At 45.5% G+C, this 17,388-nt stretch carries 17 protein-coding genes; 9 read left to right on the plus strand and 8 right to left on the minus strand.

Annotated features, from left to right (window positions below; genetic code table 11):
- The 3 genes from hisC to hisG are packed head-to-tail and all read right to left on the minus strand — an operon-like array spanning position 1 to position 3,254.
- The gene (gene hisC, locus QNM19_RS01590; RefSeq protein WP_049863377.1) at positions 1 to 1,059 is read right to left on the minus strand and encodes a histidinol-phosphate transaminase; all 1,059 of its coding nucleotides are present in this window, start codon (positions 1,057 to 1,059) and stop codon (positions 1 to 3) included.
- On the minus strand, positions 1,056 to 2,348 hold the full coding sequence (gene hisD, locus QNM19_RS01595; protein WP_049863376.1) for a histidinol dehydrogenase: 1,293 nt from the start codon (positions 2,346 to 2,348) through the stop codon (positions 1,056 to 1,058). Before hisD ends, hisC begins: the two co-directional genes overlap by 4 nt.
- A 6-nt stretch (positions 2,349 to 2,354) precedes the next feature.
- Positions 2,355 to 3,254 carry an ATP phosphoribosyltransferase gene (gene hisG, locus QNM19_RS01600; RefSeq protein WP_049863375.1) on the minus strand — a complete coding sequence of 300 codons (900 nt, stop codon included), beginning with the start codon at positions 3,252 to 3,254 and terminating at the stop codon, positions 2,355 to 2,357.
- Between the two features lie 348 nt (positions 3,255 to 3,602).
- Here hisG and QNM19_RS01605 point away from each other — a divergent pair, with 348 nt between their 5' ends.
- A complete protein-coding gene (locus QNM19_RS01605; RefSeq protein WP_049863374.1) occupies positions 3,603 to 3,830 on the plus strand; it encodes a hypothetical protein in 228 nt (75 codons plus the stop codon).
- 50 nt (positions 3,831 to 3,880) lie between these two features.
- On the opposite strand, the gene QNM19_RS01610 is transcribed toward QNM19_RS01605, so the two are convergent.
- Positions 3,881 to 4,555, minus strand: a complete 675-nt coding sequence (locus QNM19_RS01610; protein ID WP_049863373.1) for a 2OG-Fe(II) oxygenase — start codon at positions 4,553 to 4,555, stop codon at positions 3,881 to 3,883.
- A 207-nt stretch (positions 4,556 to 4,762) separates the two neighbouring features.
- On the opposite strand from QNM19_RS01610, the gene QNM19_RS01615 reads away from it, so the two are divergent.
- The 5 genes from QNM19_RS01615 (at position 4,763) to QNM19_RS01635 (ending at position 10,170) form a co-directional block, all read left to right on the plus strand.
- Entirely contained in the window at positions 4,763 to 4,966 is a 204-nt protein-coding gene (locus QNM19_RS01615; RefSeq protein ID WP_082225335.1) for a DUF1289 domain-containing protein, read from the plus strand.
- A gap of 63 nt (positions 4,967 to 5,029) precedes the next feature.
- Positions 5,030 to 6,952, plus strand: coding sequence for an ATP-dependent DNA helicase (locus QNM19_RS01620; protein WP_049863372.1), 1,923 nt, complete (start codon positions 5,030 to 5,032; stop codon positions 6,950 to 6,952).
- Positions 6,942 to 7,628 (plus strand): tRNA (adenosine(37)-N6)-threonylcarbamoyltransferase complex dimerization subunit type 1 TsaB, encoded by a 687-nt coding sequence (gene tsaB, locus QNM19_RS01625; RefSeq protein WP_049863371.1) that lies wholly within the window; start codon positions 6,942 to 6,944, stop codon positions 7,626 to 7,628. The genes QNM19_RS01620 and tsaB overlap by 11 nt, the downstream gene beginning before the upstream one ends.
- Positions 7,629 to 7,675: 47 nt before the next feature.
- Complete coding sequence (locus QNM19_RS01630; RefSeq protein ID WP_010381201.1) at positions 7,676 to 7,963, plus strand: hypothetical protein; 288 nt, start codon at positions 7,676 to 7,678, stop codon at positions 7,961 to 7,963.
- A 161-nt stretch (positions 7,964 to 8,124) separates the two neighbouring features.
- Positions 8,125 to 10,170: an EAL domain-containing protein gene (locus QNM19_RS01635; protein WP_284026226.1), complete on the plus strand. Its 2,046-nt coding sequence runs from the start codon at positions 8,125 to 8,127 to the stop codon at positions 10,168 to 10,170.
- A gap of 42 nt (positions 10,171 to 10,212) precedes the next feature.
- Here QNM19_RS01635 and QNM19_RS01640 read toward each other — a convergent pair whose 3' ends face one another.
- Positions 10,213 to 11,514, minus strand: coding sequence for an alkaline phosphatase (locus QNM19_RS01640; RefSeq protein ID WP_049863369.1), 1,302 nt, complete (start codon positions 11,512 to 11,514; stop codon positions 10,213 to 10,215).
- A gap of 137 nt (positions 11,515 to 11,651) precedes the next feature.
- On the opposite strand from QNM19_RS01640, the gene QNM19_RS01645 reads away from it, so the two are divergent.
- The 3 genes from QNM19_RS01645 (at position 11,652) to rnd (ending at position 15,482) form a co-directional block, all read left to right on the plus strand.
- Entirely contained in the window at positions 11,652 to 12,536 is an 885-nt protein-coding gene (locus tag QNM19_RS01645) for an alpha/beta fold hydrolase (RefSeq protein WP_049863368.1), read from the plus strand.
- A gap of 122 nt (positions 12,537 to 12,658) precedes the next feature.
- Positions 12,659 to 14,308, plus strand: coding sequence for a long-chain-fatty-acid--CoA ligase FadD (gene fadD, locus QNM19_RS01650; RefSeq protein WP_284026227.1), 1,650 nt, complete (start codon positions 12,659 to 12,661; stop codon positions 14,306 to 14,308).
- Positions 14,309 to 14,348: 40 nt separating this feature from the next.
- The gene (gene rnd / locus QNM19_RS01655) at positions 14,349 to 15,482 is read left to right on the plus strand and encodes a ribonuclease D (RefSeq protein WP_049863367.1); all 1,134 of its coding nucleotides are present in this window, start codon (positions 14,349 to 14,351) and stop codon (positions 15,480 to 15,482) included.
- 51 nt (positions 15,483 to 15,533) lie between these two features.
- Here rnd and minE read toward each other — a convergent pair whose 3' ends face one another.
- The 3 genes from minE to minC are packed head-to-tail and all read right to left on the minus strand — an operon-like array spanning position 15,534 to position 17,315.
- A complete protein-coding gene (gene minE, locus QNM19_RS01660) occupies positions 15,534 to 15,797 on the minus strand; it encodes a cell division topological specificity factor MinE (RefSeq protein ID WP_010381216.1) in 264 nt (87 codons plus the stop codon).
- A 1-nt stretch (position 15,798) separates the two neighbouring features.
- On the minus strand, positions 15,799 to 16,608 hold the full coding sequence (gene minD / locus QNM19_RS01665) for a septum site-determining protein MinD (protein ID WP_010381217.1): 810 nt from the start codon (positions 16,606 to 16,608) through the stop codon (positions 15,799 to 15,801).
- 5 nt (positions 16,609 to 16,613) lie between these two features.
- Positions 16,614 to 17,315 (minus strand): septum site-determining protein MinC, encoded by a 702-nt coding sequence (gene minC, locus QNM19_RS01670; RefSeq protein ID WP_010381220.1) that lies wholly within the window; start codon positions 17,313 to 17,315, stop codon positions 16,614 to 16,616.
- Positions 17,316 to 17,388 lie beyond the last annotated feature (73 nt).

Genomic DNA, 17,388 nt, shown 5'->3' on the forward strand with positions numbered 1-17,388 from the left:
TTATTGTTCTGCCTGTGGTTGTGTCAGCCAGCGTCTGACTTGTTCTAATTCCTGTTCGCTACCAATTGAAATACGTAGCCAATTATTTTCTTCGAAGAGGGTAAAAGGGCGCATGATTAAACCCGATTGCATTGCCTGTTCAATATCGGCTGTATGACGAACCTGAACGGTGATGAAATTGCCTTCGCCAATCATCACTTTGGCAATTTTGTCTGATCCCCCAAGTATTTCTGTAAGTTTTTCTTTGGCTTTATTGAGAATACTCACCTGACGTCGCATCTGGGTAATAGCATCTGGGGTCAGTGCTTCTTGTGCGATTTGTGCGACAACGGCCGACACCGGATAAGGTGCAATAACCTTGCGCACAGGTGCGAGTACTTCCGGGGAGGCAAGCGTAAACCCGGTTCTGAGCCCGGCCAGAGCAAATGCTTTTGATAAGGTACGTAATACCACCAGGTTATCGAAATCAGATAACAGGCTCACGGCAGTTAACTGCTCGCAAAACTCAATATAAGCTTCATCTACCACAACCAGCGCTCTATTCTTCAAAGCCGCTGCAATTGCAGCGATCTTATCTGTGCTTACTGTTGCGCCCGTCGGGTTATTAGGATTGCAGATGAAAACCAGTTTTGCGCTACCGACAGCGTCTGCAATCTCTTTCGCGGTACCTTGTTGCAAAAGGGCTTGTTCAAGTGCAGTAATGCCGATATTGTGTGTATCCGCTGTTACCTTGTACATACCATAAGTGGGCAAGAATAAGGCTATGGAGTCTTGTCCCGGTGTGCAATAAGTGCGCACTAGCAGCTCAATACCTTCATCAGCGCCACGTGTCATCAGCACTTGTTCCTGGTTCAGTCCACAAAAATTAGCATAAGCGTTGATGACGGCTTCTGGCTGTGGGTCCGGATAACGGTTAAGCGCATCAAAGTTGAGACTTACGCGTCTTGAATAAGGACTTTCGTTGGCATTTAGCCAGGTTGTGCCGGTGAGCTTTTCGCTCTTTGCCGAACTATATGCATTCAGCGAAGCAATATTCTCTGGTAATTCAATTGGACTCATTCGTTATTCTCCAGCCTGATTTTTACGGCATTGGCGTGGGCATCCAGGCCCTCGGCCTGCGCCAGGGGTAAAATAGCTTTACTCAGCCTTTGTAAACCCCCTTTACTGATTGTCTGTTGCGTATAAGTACGATAAAAGTCGAGCAGGTTAAGGCTTGAGTAGCAACGACTGTAGCCATAAGTAGGTAACACATGGTTAGTGCCCGACGCATAATCACCCGCGGACTCAGGTGTATAGTCTCCGACAAATACCGAGCCTGCATTTTTGACTAGCGGTAGATAAGGTTCTGGGTCACCGAGCTGCAAGATAAGGTGCTCAGGACCATATTCAGCACTCACAGCAAATGCTTGTGTCATATCTGCGACTAAAATCAGGGTACTATTCTTAAGTGCCTGTTTTGCGATATCAGCACGACTGAGTTGAGATAACTGCCTGTCTAGTTCGCCCTGTACTTCAATGATGAGTTTTTCACTGTTGCTGAGCAGGATCACTTGTGAGTCGGGCCCGTGCTCAGCTTGTGATAACAGATCAGCTGCAACATAGGCCGGATTTGCGCGCTCATCGGCGATAACTAATACCTCTGACGGACCTGCTGGCATATCAATTGCGAACCCGGGTAAAGACTGTGATAGCAATTGTTTGGCCATGGTGACAAAAGCATTTCCCGGGCCAAACACTTTATCTACCTTTGGTACACTTGACGTGCCCAGTGCCATCGCCGCAATAGCTCCGGCACCACCGCTTTCGACTATTGTGCTGATCCCGCATTTTTTGGCCGCATATAAAATTGCCGGGTCAATTTGTTGATCACCGTTGACCGGGGTACATAATACAATCGTTTGTGCACCTGCCAGTTGGGCACACACACCTTGCATCAGTACCGATGAGGGGAGTGGTGCGCTGCCTCCCGGCACATATAAACCAACTGCGTCGATAGGCTGATACTTCAGCTCACAAATGACGCCTGGCTGTGTTTCGAGACGCTTTTCGGTTGGCACTTGCAATGCGTGAAATGCACGAATATTGCTATATGCCTGATCGATTGCCTGCTTTAGTTCCGGCGAAATTGCATCTTCACTGGATTGTATTGCTTCAGCCGAGACCAGCAGCTTAGGCTGCGTGCGTTTATCGAACTTGCGGGCATATTCCAGCAGTGCTTCATCCCCATTTTGTTCGACATCTGCAATGATTTCGGTTACCACTTGCTGAAGTTCGTCACTGATTGTCACTGCCGGGCGGGCGAGTGCTGCCTGTTGCTGCGCCCGGTTAGCCTCATTCCAGATCAACATGCGTTGTTACTCCATCATTTTTTCGATTGGCATAACAAGAATGGAGTTGGCGCCCAGAGATTTAAGCTCTTCCATGGTCTCCCAAAACAAGGTTTCACTACTGACCATGTGCAGGGCAACGTAGTCCTCGCTACCGGCGAGTGCTAACAGAGTTGGCTGACCTGTACCAGGGAGCAAAGCACAAATTTCATCCAGGCGCGCTTTTGGTGCGTGTAGCATGATGTATTTGCTTTCTTTAGCCTGCTTTACACCACGCAGGCGAGGCATGAGTTTGTTGATCAGCGACAGTTTGTCATCGTCATTGAGATTAGCGTTTTGGATCAGGCAGGCATTTGACTCCAAAATGGTGTCTCCCTGCATCAGGCCGTTAGCTTCCAGTGTGGCACCGGTAGAGACCAGATCGCAAATGGCGTCTGCCAGGCCCGCACGTGGTGCAACCTCTACCGACCCTGTCAGCATCACTACGCTGGCTTCAATTTGCTCTTTTTCCAGGTACTGCTTAAGAATTTCGGGATAGGTGGTGGCGATGCGTTTGCCATTGAACCAATCTTTGTCTTGTATGCCCAGTTCCTGAGGCCATGCCAATGCCAGGCGACAATAGCCAAAGTCGAGTTTCGCCAGTTTAGTCACTTCGCTGGGTTGCTGGTTACGCTGGCGCTCAGCCTGAGTTTCTACCAGCACGTTTTCACCGACAATACCCAAATCACAAACTCCGTCCATGACCAAACCCGGAATATCATCATCACGGACCCTGAGTACATCGATTGGCATATTGGTTGAGTGGGCGATCAAACGCTGCTCACGCAGATTTAGTTTAATCCCGAGTTGTTTAAGCAGTGACTGGCAGTCTTTGGAAAGTCGGCCAGATTTTTGAATGGCAATTCGTAAACGGTTGTTGGTGTTCATAATTTATTTCCTAAGTTTAAAAACTAAAAGCCCCGAGGGAACCTCAGGGCGAAAATAAATTATGTTGAGTGCTTGTTCGCCGGAGGTTCCTTGAAGGAATAACCCACCAGCGAAATACCTGACAGGTTATCCCGGTGTATGATGGTGATGATGGATAGCTGTCAGTGTAAATAGCATGTCAAATTCTCTTACTGTTTGTATAAAACGTGATGCGCATTGTGCGCTCAAAATGTATTTATAGATAAACACAGGTAACGAATTGCACGCAAGTACTTTTTTGCATAAATTAAAGAATAAATTATAACTGTCGATAATAAAGGCATGAAATACCACATAAAGAGGTGGGTTATGGATGCATTTAAACCATTTCTGGCACCGATTGTCAGGTTGCAGGTGAGCCACGATGGGCCGTTTAAAGTCGCGGGCGTACTCGACAATCGGACTGAAAGAATTAAACGTAAAAAGCACCTGGTTGAGATGGAGCGGCAGAAGCACAAAGAAGAAGATGCACGCAATAAAGACGAAGATCAAAGTGAGATCGACGACGAAGAGCAGCATTTGGATACCTGGGCCTAACAATATTTAAGGCCCGGTTAAGGTGTTTCCGCCGGGCTTAGAGCATGTTTTTATCTTGGAGGGTCAATTTTTCCTGCAAGGGAGGTATTTACCCTAAACCAGCCCGCGGCAGAATATCTGTCTCGGCTTGCCGGGAGCACTTCATGGGGAAACTCTTCACTTAGAAACAGCACCAGCGTGCCATGTAATGGGACCACCTTGATCCCCTCAAGGTCATTTTCGTTCCGATATAGCACCATTTCTCCACCATCATCGGGGCCCCAGCCGGGGTTAAGATAAGTAACCTGTGACAGCACTCGATTCGTTTCACCTTTAAGTGCGTCGTAATGGCGTTTGTAATAACTGCCGCTGGCGTAATGGGCAAAGTGATTTTCAAACGAAAACAGTCCCATGAATAGACGACGGTTCAGGAACTGTTGCAACTGACTGGTCCAGTCCAGCCAGCGCTGGCCGGGCTCAAACTCGCCGTTTATCCAACAAATTTTGTCTGTTCGCACAAAGTCATTGCGTAAAAAGTCATCGCCCCGGCCTATGCCAGCTTGTTCATATTTTTGTGTACTTATGCTGTGCTGATAGGCCAGTAAATTGTCCACCAGATCGCAAGGCATCGCACCTGGGCGAATACTATAACTCTGGCTTATTAGGTCATTGGCTATGAGTGAAAACAGTGTTTTATCTGTTGGTGAGTCGTTGTGTTCGGGGCGAAAGTGGGCTAAAGCGGCCAACCTGATTTCCTATAATGGTCGTAGCAAAACTCGATAGAGTGTCATAAAGCGAAATAGAAGATAGTGTCCTAACTTCATGGCTCTGGGCATCTTGGCTTGCTGCCTGTTTTGTTGCGCGCATCTTAACGCTCTTTTGCTTGCTGACAAGTAAAAAGATCGCTGCCTGTGTATAAAGGGGTATAATATGTCAAAAATTGGGGAATTGTGATGAGCGCGAATGAAAGGCCAGAGTTGACAAAAAGCGAGACGGAGATCGTTCCGTCACCATGTATTCGTCATTGCTGTCTTGACGACAATGATGTTTGTGTTGGCTGTTATCGCACTTTGAATGAGATTATGAACTGGCAGTCTTGCGATAATGAGCAGAAAAGAGCCGTTTTACGGGCCTGTCAAACCAGAAAAGCACGCTGACTTGCGCTTGCCCCTTATCCACCATAAAATTGCCTCGCCCAGTCATTAAGCAGCGCATTAATTTTGTCTATCACTCAGTATTTTTCAGAAAATGGTCCCCTGGCACACCACTTTAACGGTTATCAGCCAAGACAACCTCAAATTGATATGGCCGAAGCCATAGATAAAGTGGTGAAAGAGGGTGGACAATGCGTGGTAGAAGCAGGCACAGGTACAGGCAAAACATTTGCTTATCTGGTACCTGCGCTGTTAAACGATAAAAAGGTGATCATCTCAACCGGCTCTAAGGCGCTGCAGGAGCAGCTCTATCACAGGGATTTACCAGAACTACTTAAAGCGCTTGGTAAAGGTCGCAAGGTTGCTTTATTAAAGGGACGTGCCAACTATCTGTGTACTTATCGACTGAATGAACATGTGGCCCATGTGCCCAGTGACGACCCTGACGTTATGCACCAGCTGGCCATGGTGGCTAAATTTGCAACTGAAACGCAAAGTGGCGACCTGGCAGACTGTGTGGGTATTGAAGAAGACGCCAAAGTACTGCCTTATGTTAACTCGACTGCGGACAACTGTTTAGGCAAGGACTGTCCAGATTTTGCCGAGTGTTATATACGTAAAGCCAGGTTGAAAGCCGCGGAGGCCGATCTGGTTGTGATTAATCATCATCTGTTTTTCGCCGACATGTCGGTGAAAGAGTCCGGGTTCGCGGAGTTAATGCCCACCGCAGATACCTATATTTTTGATGAAGCACATCAGCTTGGTGAAATCGCGTCAGATTATTTTGGTGAGTCAATCAGTACTAAACAACTTCAGGCGCTTATCAATGATCTGCGGCTAATTTACCGAAGTGATATTCCGGACATGTTACAACTGGGCAAAACACTGAATAAGTTAGAGACCAGCGTTGCTGATCTGCGACTTGTGTTTGGGGGCGATGGTGCACGGGGAGACTGGCGAGAAAAGTTACAGGACAAAGTGATTTGCGATGCGCTACACAGAGTGATCAGTAACCTGGATTTTTTATATCAGGTACTCAAGTTGTGTCTCGACCGCTCTGATAAGATAGAACATCCATTGGAGCGGGTTTTGGCGTTTAAAGGGCAACTCGACCGGGCCTTTGATGTGAGTCAGTCTGGTTTTAGTTATTGGTTCGAAACCACCCGGCGTTTCCTGACGATTCATATCACGCCGCTGGACGTATCTAATCGATTTAAAGATATGATGGCTAAGAGTGAAGCGAGCTTTGTTTTTACTTCAGCAACTTTATCAGTGGACAATAGCCTCGCGCACTTTAACGCCAGTTTGGGTCTGGCACCAGATCATCAGGCCATTGTCGACAGCCCGTTTGACTATGAATCGCAGGCCATGCTTTGTCTGCCCCGTTATCTGCCCGAAACCAAAGATGAAATGATGCCACACGCTTTGGTAAAAATAGCCAAGCAAGTGATCAATGCGGCCCAGGGTCGAACGTTTTTGCTTTTCACCAGTTATCGCGTGATGCACCTGGTTTATGAAGGACTGAGTACTGCGACAGAATACCCGGTGTTTATGCAAGGACAAGCATCAAAGCGGATTATTCTGGAGCAATTTGTCCGCCATGGTAATGCGGTTTTAATGGGCACAGCGTCATTCTGGGAAGGAGTTGATGTACGTGGTGACACGTTAAGTTGCGTACTTATAGACAAGCTACCGTTTACCTCTCCGGATGATCCGTTATTACAGGCTCGGATGAAAGATGCCCAGTTGCAGGATAAAGAACCGTTTGATGAAATTCAGCTCCCTCTGGCTGTCATTGCTTTAAAGCAAGGGGTTGGGCGTCTGATCCGTGATAAGAAAGACAAAGGTGTACTAATTATTTGCGATAATCGTCTGGTTACGCGAAAATACGGTGAAACCTTTATTAAAAGTTTGCCTCCCATGTCACGTACTCGTGATTTGGATAAGGCGCTGTCATTTTTAGAGAATATTGACCAGCATGAAATATAATTTGCTTGCTCTGGATGCTTCAACGGAAGCTCTGAGCCTGGCGTTGTCGTACAACGGCAACCTTTATCGCCACTTTGAAGAGTGTCCTCAGCAACATAGTCAGAAAATATTGCCATTAGTGGAACAACTATTTGCTGATGCCGGTTGTCAGCTCAAAGATCTGGATGGTCTGGTATTTGGCCGTGGACCAGGCAGCTTTACCGGGGTACGTATTGGCGTTGCGGTTGCACAGGGGCTAGCTTATTCAGGTAATTTGCAACTGGCCGGAGTTTCAACGCTTCAGGCTATGGCACAACAGGCATTTGCGCAAACCAACGCAAAGCAAGTTTTGGTTGCAATCGACGCGCGTATGGGTGAGGTCTATCTTTGCCACTATACCCGTTCAGATAATAATCAGGCCGTTGCCTCAGGCGCAGAAAGTGTGATCAAACCTGAGCTAATTGAGGGCGATTTTAAAGGCGTACTTGCAGTTGGCACCGGCTGGAAGACGTATTCAGATGTTGCTGACAAGCTGGGGCTTGAAGTACATAGCGATATTACGTTGCCGCATGCTGAATACATGTTAGCTACTGGCATTGCGCAGTTTGAAGCCGGAGAGGTTGTTAATGCTGCCGACGCTCAGCCCCAGTATGTGAGAGATACTGTGACGTGGAAGAAGTTGCCCGGACGCGAGTAACGGGCTAATCTTATAATGGTGCATTGGGTTTTTGGTGATATAGACTGATGAAAATCAACCAGCTTGTTCAAAATCAGGATACTTATCAACTAAGGCAGTCGGTTGTTAAACCTGCAGCGAGCGACACCCAAGCACCAGTTCAGCAAGCTGCTAAGCTTAAATACTCCGATGCCGGTGTCGCACTGGCACAGCAGTATTCTGATGACAAAAGAGATGTCATCTACGATCAGCCCAACTTCAAAACCAGCGTTGCTATACAATCCTACAGTGCGATTCAAAATCAAGAACGGCGAAGCGAAGTTCAGTCTCTACTTGGTGTGAGCATTTACGCCTGACATTTTTCCTAAGCGGTTTTAATTACCCTTTACCTTTATAAGCGCCTCTCTGTGCCCAGTTTTCGCCATGAATATTTTTCAGCAAAAATTTAGTCAATTCATTTGTTTTAATCTGCTTTTGGAGTAATGTTAAAAGAAAATAACAATTTATGGTCACGCGTTTGCTGAACAGATTTAACCAGTTTGCACTCAAGCTTTCTTCAAATACGGTTGTTTTGTCGTTGCGGGAAGGTTATATCGCGCTCATCCCATTTTTTATTGTTGCATCAGTAATTACTCTTCTAAACCAGTGGCTTGGAGATGACCTGAGCAAATTAAAGTATCAAGCGCTTGGTGACTTTAATACTCTGGTGTGGGGGATTTTCCCGTTACTTACACTCATTTCTTTCAGTTACTATCTGTCAAAGAACCTTAAAATACACACCATCGCTGGTCCTGTCTTAGTGCTAGCTTGTTTCACAGCGACGACAGGTTACATTGAAATCAGCCAGGGAGCGCTCAATATCGTGCACCGTAATGGTATGCTATATTCTCTGCTAATGCCTGTTTTGTGTTGTTACCTGCTGGCTTACATAGAGCGGATCCGCTGGCTAAGATTGGTAGGGATTAGCTCGATTAGTCTGTTTTTACGCAAACACCTTAATTTGATCATTCCTTATATTCTCGTCACCGCGATCATTTTGTTAGTTATTCCTCTATTCGATCATTTCACCGGTCAGCTTCATAGTACCTTAAAACTGCTCAATCCCACCTGGAGTGTATTCGAGAAAATTTCGGCGCAGCTGATCTTTTCACATTTATTATGGTTTATTGGTGTTCATGGCGATAACACATACCACTTGTTGGTGTCGGGCGAGTTGACTGATTATCTGGTGTTACCTCAACTTTCGAGCTACGACTTCTATACCTGCTTCGTCATTATTGGTGGTACGGGCTGTATCTGGGGCTTGATCATTGCATCCTTGCTACTTAAAAATGCACGTCATGAGCGAAGCATAGCAATGATTGCTTCGCCGCTTGCGTTGTTTAACATCAGTGAGGTGATGCTCTATGCATTGCCTATTGTCTTTAATCCCTATTTGCTTATCCCATTTTTGCTGAGCCCTTTATTAAATGCGTTAATTTCCTATGTGTGTATTTCAACTGGCGTTATCACACTGGCACCTGCTATGGATATTCCCTGGTTTACGCCTGTTTTTATCAGTGGCTGGTTATTGACGCAAAATATCAGTGGGGTTGTACTTCAAATCCTGTTAATTGCACTCAATGCCGCTTTGTATTATCCATTTTTAAAATTTAACCGGGATCACAACTTGTCCGGTAAGGCGTTGGATGTGTTACTTAAGCGATTTACGACTGGCAGATTGATAGAGGCAGGGGCAGAAAGCCTATACACTCGCTCTCAACGTGAAGAGCAAATCAATGTACATAGCTTGAAGGAAGTCACGGACGCACTTAATCGGGGTGAACTGATGTTGTTCTATCAGCCAAAAATAAACCCTTACACGAAGGAAGTTGTTGGCTTTGAAGCCTTGTTGAGGTTAAAAGAGGCGGATGGACAGGTTCAGGGCCCCTGGTTCTTAGCAACGCTGGAGCAACACTCGTTGCTACATATCATAGATAACTTTGTAATCGATCAGCTTGAAGTAGACCTCGAGCAGTTTGCCAGAGCAGGGTTCAGGCCCAAGGTTAGTTTTAACATCTCCCCGCAAAACCTGTTAACCGGCGGGTATAAACGCATCGTGAAGGCGTTTGCAGATTATCCCGGCCAGATTGAAGTCGAATTACTTGAATCCAGTTACATCGAAGACTTTAATCGGACGGTTGATGTGGTTAATTTACTTCGCGAGCATAAGATAGCGTGCGCTATGGATGATTTTGGCACGGGCTACTCTTGCCTATCCGTTTTATCAAAACTCAATATAGATACCATTAAACTAGATCGAAGTTTGTTGCCTGAGAGCTATAACTGTAAGTCTGTGTCTTTATATACCAATCTTTCAGAGATGATCGCTAAACTCGGTTTCCGATTGGTGGCAGAAGGCGTTGAGACAAAAGAAGAGGAAAATCTGGTTAAGCAGTCGCAGGTAGACTGCGTGCAGGGGTTCTTATATTACAAAGCCATGCCTATAGAAGATGCTATGGGACTGCTAAATACCCAAGCTAACAGCAACAAGCACGAAATAATTCGTGATCCCACAACCTGAGTAAGCAGATCAGCGGTGCTGATCCGCCTGGTTGTATGCTGGTTATTTCTCTATGTAAGAGATCAGCTTATCGGCAATTTGCGTGTTGTTCAGAGAACCAATGAATGCATCACGTCCTTCACCATAGGCAAATACCTGTACATCGATTGCAGTGTGCCCTTTGGTTGTCCAGCCCGTATAGCTGGCATCATTGATGATTTTATTCGCTGCTTTATATAAGGCCTCTTTTGAGTCCTTTTGTGCATTGATAAGCGCCTTCTTGGTGTCTTCGTCAAAGGGTAAACCGGTCAGTTGAGTCCAGGTCTTGGCCATTTGCTTAGGCTTTGCCTCTGAAAGCGTATTGGTAAGCTCCTTGACTGAGGCTTTCGCTTTTGCAACAACATCTGTCTTCCATTGATATACGCCATTGCTTCCCAGCGTCAGGCCGCCGGTAGAGTGATCAGCAGTGACAACCAATACTGTGTCCGGGTTTTTGTCGATATAGGCCTTAGCGGCGGTGATTGCGCCAGCGAAATCGTCCATTTCTTTCATCGCACAAGCGATGTCGTTTGCATGTCCGCACCAGTCGATCTGACTGCCTTCAATCATGACAAAGAAGCCTTTTTCGTTGTGATTGTCTAACAAATCCAATGCTTTATTTGTCATACTGGTCAGTCGCTTTGGCTCTTTACTGTCTATTGCATGCGGAAAAGCAACTTCTGCGAATAAGCCCAGTGCAGGAAGGCGGCTGAGTGAATCTAGCTTGTCAAATGCGTTTGCATACTGGTAACCGGCTTCTTTAAACTCATTGACCAGGTTTCTGTCATCACGAATAAAGTACTTGGTACCGCCACCTAGCAGTAAATCAACAGGGAGTTTACCGGCAATCTTGTTGTCGATGTAATCGTCGGCAATTTCGTCATAGTTACGTCTTGATTCATTGTGTGCTGCGAAACTGGCAGGTGTGGCGTGGTTTATCTGGGATGTGGCCACGAGTGCTGTTGTCATTCCTTGCTCTTTGGCAATTTCCAGCATTGTTTTGAGAGATTGTTTATGTGTATCTACCGCAATTGCTCCATTGTAGCTTTTTGCTGCTGTGCTGAGTGCTGTTGCCCCAGCTGCACTGTCTGTGACTACGGTATCATCGTCTGGGTAGGTATGCGCCATACCCACTAGGATGGAGTCAAACACAGTAGGCTCAACGATTTTGGTTGCCTTATCGTCTTGCATGTAACGATAGGCTGTAGTGAAGGCTGGCCCCATGCCATCTCCAATCATATAGATGATATTTTTAGGTGCAGCAAATACTGAGTTTGACAAGGTGCAGCCCAGAGCAAACGCCAGAGCGCTAATTTTGCGTGTCATAGATGATCCTTAATGTTCCCGTGTTTTTGTTCGCTTTAATAAAGAGCTAACCATTTTCAGAACAATGATTAGTACTTTGCACGCGAGCTATAATGCGTAGAATATTAATGTAATACGCTTAATAAGAATATGAATTTATGTTGATTACTAATAAAAACAAGATAAAACAAGGACGAGTGGATGGGTTCGCCTACCAGGAAGTGGGAGAGGGGGAGCAGGTTGTCCTGATGTTGCATGGCTGGCAGGATAACAGTAACAGCTTTTTGCCGTTGTTAGATAAGTTACCACACAGTGCGCTAGAGGCGTTTAAGTTTATTGCGTTAGATTTCCCGGGTCATGGTGGTTCGGACTGGCGAAGTGCCGATGCGCATTATTATTTTGTAGAATATGTTTATGATGTTTTGGCTTTTCTTCGTGCTAAGCATATTAAGTGTTGCCATATTGTTGGACATTCGATGGGGGCTTTGGTTGGTGGTTTGTTCACCAGTCTCTATGCTGAAAAAGTAAATACGCTGACACTGATAGACGGTATTGGACTATTATATCAAAGTGATAAGAATGCTAAGCAACAGTTGCTTGATGCATTTGCAGCACGGCAGGTAGTTGAGCAAGTTAACGAGACAACTTTGCGCCTGTTTGCTGACAAACAAGCAATCATCAAAGCACGACTTAAAGTTAGCGATTTCAACGAAGAAATTGCTGCTATATTAATGGAGCGAAACATTGAAGAGCTTGAGGAGGGCGCGCGCTTAACAACGGACCCTAAATTAAAGCTACCTTCTACAACGCGTTTTTCACGCGCTCAGGCGTTATCGCTGTTGCAAGGTGTTAAAACGCCCGCTTTGGCAATTATGGGCGAGTCTGGGTACGCACAAATGAAACATAGCTTAGGGCAGTTTTCTGAATGCTTTGAAGCGCTTACATGTATAGAGGTTGCAGGTGGACACCACTGCCACATGGAAAATCCGGAGCAAGTGTTAGAGCAGGTTTTAACACATATAAAACATCCCGGCGTTTCCTGATTGTATAATTGTGTCAAATGTGGGACTATCTCAGCTTTAGAGTATTTACTCAATTGTTTGTGTGCCTTAATTGTATTAAGGTAAGACCAATATAAAAAATAACGAGAACACAGGAGCTTAGAGTGGAAAAAATCTGGTTAAAGCGCTACCCAGAAGGGGTGCCGGAAACAATCGACCCAGAACACTACAACTCGCTGCTTGAACTATTCGACAAAAGTTTTAGAGAGTTTGCCCAGTTACCAGCTTACAGTAACATGGGCAAAACAATGACTTACCAACAAGTTGATGAGGCTACCAAGGCAGTTGCCAGTTATATTCAAAATACCCTTAAATTAGGTAAAGGGGATAAAGTAGCAGTGATGATGCCAAACCTGCTGCAAACACCCATCACCATTTTAGGCGTGTTGCGAGCAGGATGTACGGTGGTCAATGTAAACCCCTTGTACACAGTGCGAGAGCTTGAGCATCAGCTTAATGACTCAGAAACAAAAGCAATCTTCATATTGGCAAACTTTGCACATACACTCGAAAAGGCACTGCCAACGACGGGCGTTAAACACATCGTTGTGACACAAATTGGCGACATGCTAGGTGGTTTCAAAAAGCATTTAGTCAATTTTGTGGTTAAAAAGTTTAAGAAAATGGTGCCTGATTACGACTTGCCTGATGTAAAGCCTTTTGCCCAAGCGATAAGTGCTGATCCCAACCAATATAAAGTACCTGAGGTGGCACTGACAGATCTGGCATTTCTTCAGTATACAGGTGGTACGACCGGGGTTTCCAAAGGTGCGATGCTGACTCATGGTAATATGGTCGCGAATTTGGAGCAGGTTTCTGGTTGTCTTGATAAAGTACTCGATAAGGGTCGCGAAGTCGTCGTTACTGCGTTGCCGCTTTATCATATTTTTGCACTGACAGCGAACTGCCTTACCTTCATGAAGTACGGTGGCCACAACCTATTGATCACCAACCCAAGGGATATGCCGGGTTTTGTAAAAGAGCTATCAAAATACCCCTTCACCGTCATGACTGGTGTAAATACTTTGTTTAACGGCTTACTTAACACGCCAGGGTTTTCCGACCTGGACTTTTCAACACTGAAGGTGTCACTCGGTGGCGGTATGGCTGTGCAGCGACCCGTTGCTGAGCGGTGGCAAAATGTGACAAAGAGCAAGCTGATGGAAGGCTATGGCCTGACAGAGTGCGCGCCTTTGGTCACCATTTGCCCATGGGACATCGATGGTTATAACGGTTCAATCGGATTACCGGCACCCAGTACGGATCTGAAAATCATTAATGATCAGGGTGAAGAGATGCCGCTGGGCGAGCCTGGCGAGCTGTGTGTTAAAGGCCCTCAAGTCATGGCTGGCTACTATAATCGTCCGGATGCAACTGCTGAATGTTTGCAGGATGGCTGGTTCGCAACGGGCGATATTGCTATATATGATGAAGAAGGCTTCTTCTACATCGTCGATCGTAAAAAAGATATGATTTTGGTCTCTGGGTTTAACGTGTTCCCTAATGAGATTGAAGAAGTCGTTGCAATGCACGAGGGTGTGTTGGAAGTGGCTGCTGTCGGCGTACCGCATGAAGTCAGTGGCGAGCAGGTGAAAGTTTTTGTTGTGAGAAAGGATCCATCTTTGACAGAAAAAGATATAATAAGTCATTGTCGCGACAAGCTAACCAATTATAAAGTCCCTAAATTGGTCGAATTCAGAGATGAATTACCTAAGACCAATGTCGGCAAAATATTGCGTAGGGCATTAAAGTAAAGAGAAACCGGCGAAAGCCGGTTTTTTATAGGGAGTAAATGTGCAGTATCAATTTATCCAACATCAAACTGAGCTTGATGCTTTTACAGCGAAGCTGGCTAAGAGCGATGTGCTTGCGATAGACACAGAGTTTATGCGCCGCAGAACTTTGTATCCCGAAATCGCGTTGATCCAGGTTTATAACGGTGAGCATCTGGCCCTGATAGACCCATTAAGTGAGCTCGATTTTTCAGGGTTATGGCATTTACTTCGGGATGAGCAGATCGTAAAAGTACTTCATTCTCCCTCTGAAGATATCGAGGTATTCCAGAAATTTGCAGGATTTGTACCTGCACCATTGTTTGACACGCAGTTTGCATTGCAGTTGCTTGGAGAGGGTAATTGTGTCGGATTCGCCAATATGGTGAAAATGATGCTGGATGTTGAACTTGATAAGAGTATGTCCAGAACTGACTGGCTCAAACGTCCATTACAGGCAAGCCAGCTTGAGTATGCTGCGGCGGATGTATTTTATCTGCTCCCTTGCTATGAAAGTCTCAGCAAAAAGGTCGCTGAGAAAGGCTTGTCGGATATCGTGATCTCTGAGTCTCAATTGATTGCGCAAAAGCGTGCGTTCAGAACGCCGGACGCTTATCTATATTTAAGTGTAAAAAATGTCTGGCAATTAAAACCTCGGGACTTGGCTGTATTACGTGAGCTCGCAAGTTGGCGACAAAATAAGGCGGAAAAGAAAAACCTGGCACTTAATTTTGTACTCAAAGAACAAAACATGGTTGAAATTGCAAAACGTCGACCAGGTTCGCTGAACAGCCTTCGTAATGTGCCTGGCGTGGAACAAATGGAAGTGAACCGCTCTGGTAAGGAAATTCTGGCGTGTATTGAAGCTGGGAAAGCTGTACCAGAGGCTGAGTTACCAAAACGAGTGCAACGATTGATTGATTTCCCTGGTTATAAAGGGGCTGCTAAAGAAATAAAACAATCGATAGCAGAAGTTGCTAAACAACAGGGGATCCCACTGGATGTATTTGCTTCTAAGAAGCAAATTAATCAGGTGATAGGGTGGAACTGGAAACTAGATGATGCGCAAAGAAATAAGTTTATGAAGCCAGATTTGTTTTTGGGCTGGCGTCATAGTCAGTTGAAAGATGCACTTTCTAAATGGCAGGTTGAGTAGAGTTTTATGAAACAAAAACGCCGCACATTGTGCGGCGTTTTTGTTTGCGTGTTACTTTTGTTCGTCATCCGGAAGCGTTACATTCAGCTCCAGTACGGCTAAATCGTCTTCGTTTTGTTCAAACTGAACATTGACTGCGTCCGAGTCAACTTTGACATACTTACGGATAACTTCGAGTATGTCTTGCTTTAACTGAGGCAGATAATCGGGGGTGCCACGCTTGGAGCGTTCATGGGCAACGATTATTTGTAGCCGCTCTTTAGCCAGCGAAGCGCTGGACTTTTTCTCGGATCGAAAATAATCAAGTAAAGACACATTAACCTCCAAAAATCCGCTTTAGCAGTCCTTTCTTTTCAACATTCAAAAATCTGAAGTCGATGATTTCACCCAATAAGCGATTGATAGCATCGCTGTATGCCTGTCCTGCATCTGATTCTGTATCCAGGATCACAGGTTGTCCCGAGTTAGATGCATTTAACACGGCTTTAGACTCTGGGATCACACCGAGTAAGTCGATTGCCAGGATTTCCTGAACATCTTCCACCGACAACATGTCGCCGCTTTCAACACGCTCCGGGTTATAGCGGGTAAGTAGTAGGTGCTCTTTTACTGGCTCCAGACCATCTTCTGCGCGTTTTGATTTGCTTTGTAAAATCCCAAGAATGCGATCAGAGTCTCGTACGGAAGAAACTTCTGGGTTAGTTGTCACAATCGCTTCATCAGCAAAGTACAGCGCCATCATCGCACCAGCTTCGATGCCAGCAGGGGAGTCACAGATAATAAAATCAAAGTCTTCCGACATTTCTTTTAATACACGTTCAACGCCTTCTTTTGTTAGGGCATCTTTGTCGCGAGTTTGTGACGCAGGTAAGATATAGAGTTTTTCAACGCGTTTATCTTTGATCAGTGCCTGATTAAGGTTTGCCTCACCATTTATGACGTTGACAAAATCATAGACGACGCGACGTTCACAGCCCATGATGAGATCTAAGTTACGCAGGCCAATATCAAAGTCGATAATGGCTGTTTTGTATCCTTTAAGCGCAAGACCTGTGCCGATCGCTGCACTTGATGTGGTTTTACCTACACCACCTTTACCTGAAGTTACGACAATAATCTTTGCCATCTGAATTATCCTTTGACCAATGCTGTTAATTCTAATGATTCGTTATTTTGTGAAATCTGGCAGGCCTTGCCCCAGTGCTCACCCTGAAGAGAGTCACTGATCCAATAACTGCCGCCTACTGAAACAAGCTCTGCTTCAAGTTTCTGACAGTAGATACTCGCCTCATGATTTCCTTGCGCACCAGCGATAGCACGGCCTCTGAGCGTGCCATAGATGTGAATATTGCCATCGGCAATGACCTCTGCACCGTGGCTGACTGCGCCAAGTACAATGAGATCCCGGTCCTTCGCGTAAATTTGTTGCCCGGATCGTACAGTGCCATTAATGACCTGGGCACCAAGATAGACTTCTTTTTCGACTATTTGTGTGTCTTGGCTATCCTGAGTAACAGGCTTAACATCTTTAGTATAGTTTAATACAGATAAGCCAATTTCTTTGGCTTCCGCATTGTGCTGTTCTGTACCGTTACAAATACCAACCGGGTTTAATGCTAACGCCGCAAGAATACGTTTCAAATCGCTGAGCACTATGCTCTGCTCCTGGACGTCTGCAAGATTGATTACGATGGGTGCTCCTTTAAAAAACTTAGGAGCTTGGGAAATTTTATCACTCAGTTGCTGTTTTACATTACCAAGGTCGGCATCGAAGAGGTGTAAAACTGAGAGAGTAAACAGGTTTCCCTTCAATTCAAAAGACTGTGTAGACATAAGCGCTCAATACCAGTGCGAACTCTGATTAATATTGTTCTGACCCCGTACTCTGTACGTTTGAGAGTCGCAA

Origin of the sequence: Pseudoalteromonas ardens, from assembly GCF_030125445.1 — a bacterium.
In the GTDB taxonomy this organism is placed as follows: Bacteria; Pseudomonadota; Gammaproteobacteria; order Enterobacterales; family Alteromonadaceae; genus Pseudoalteromonas; species Pseudoalteromonas ardens.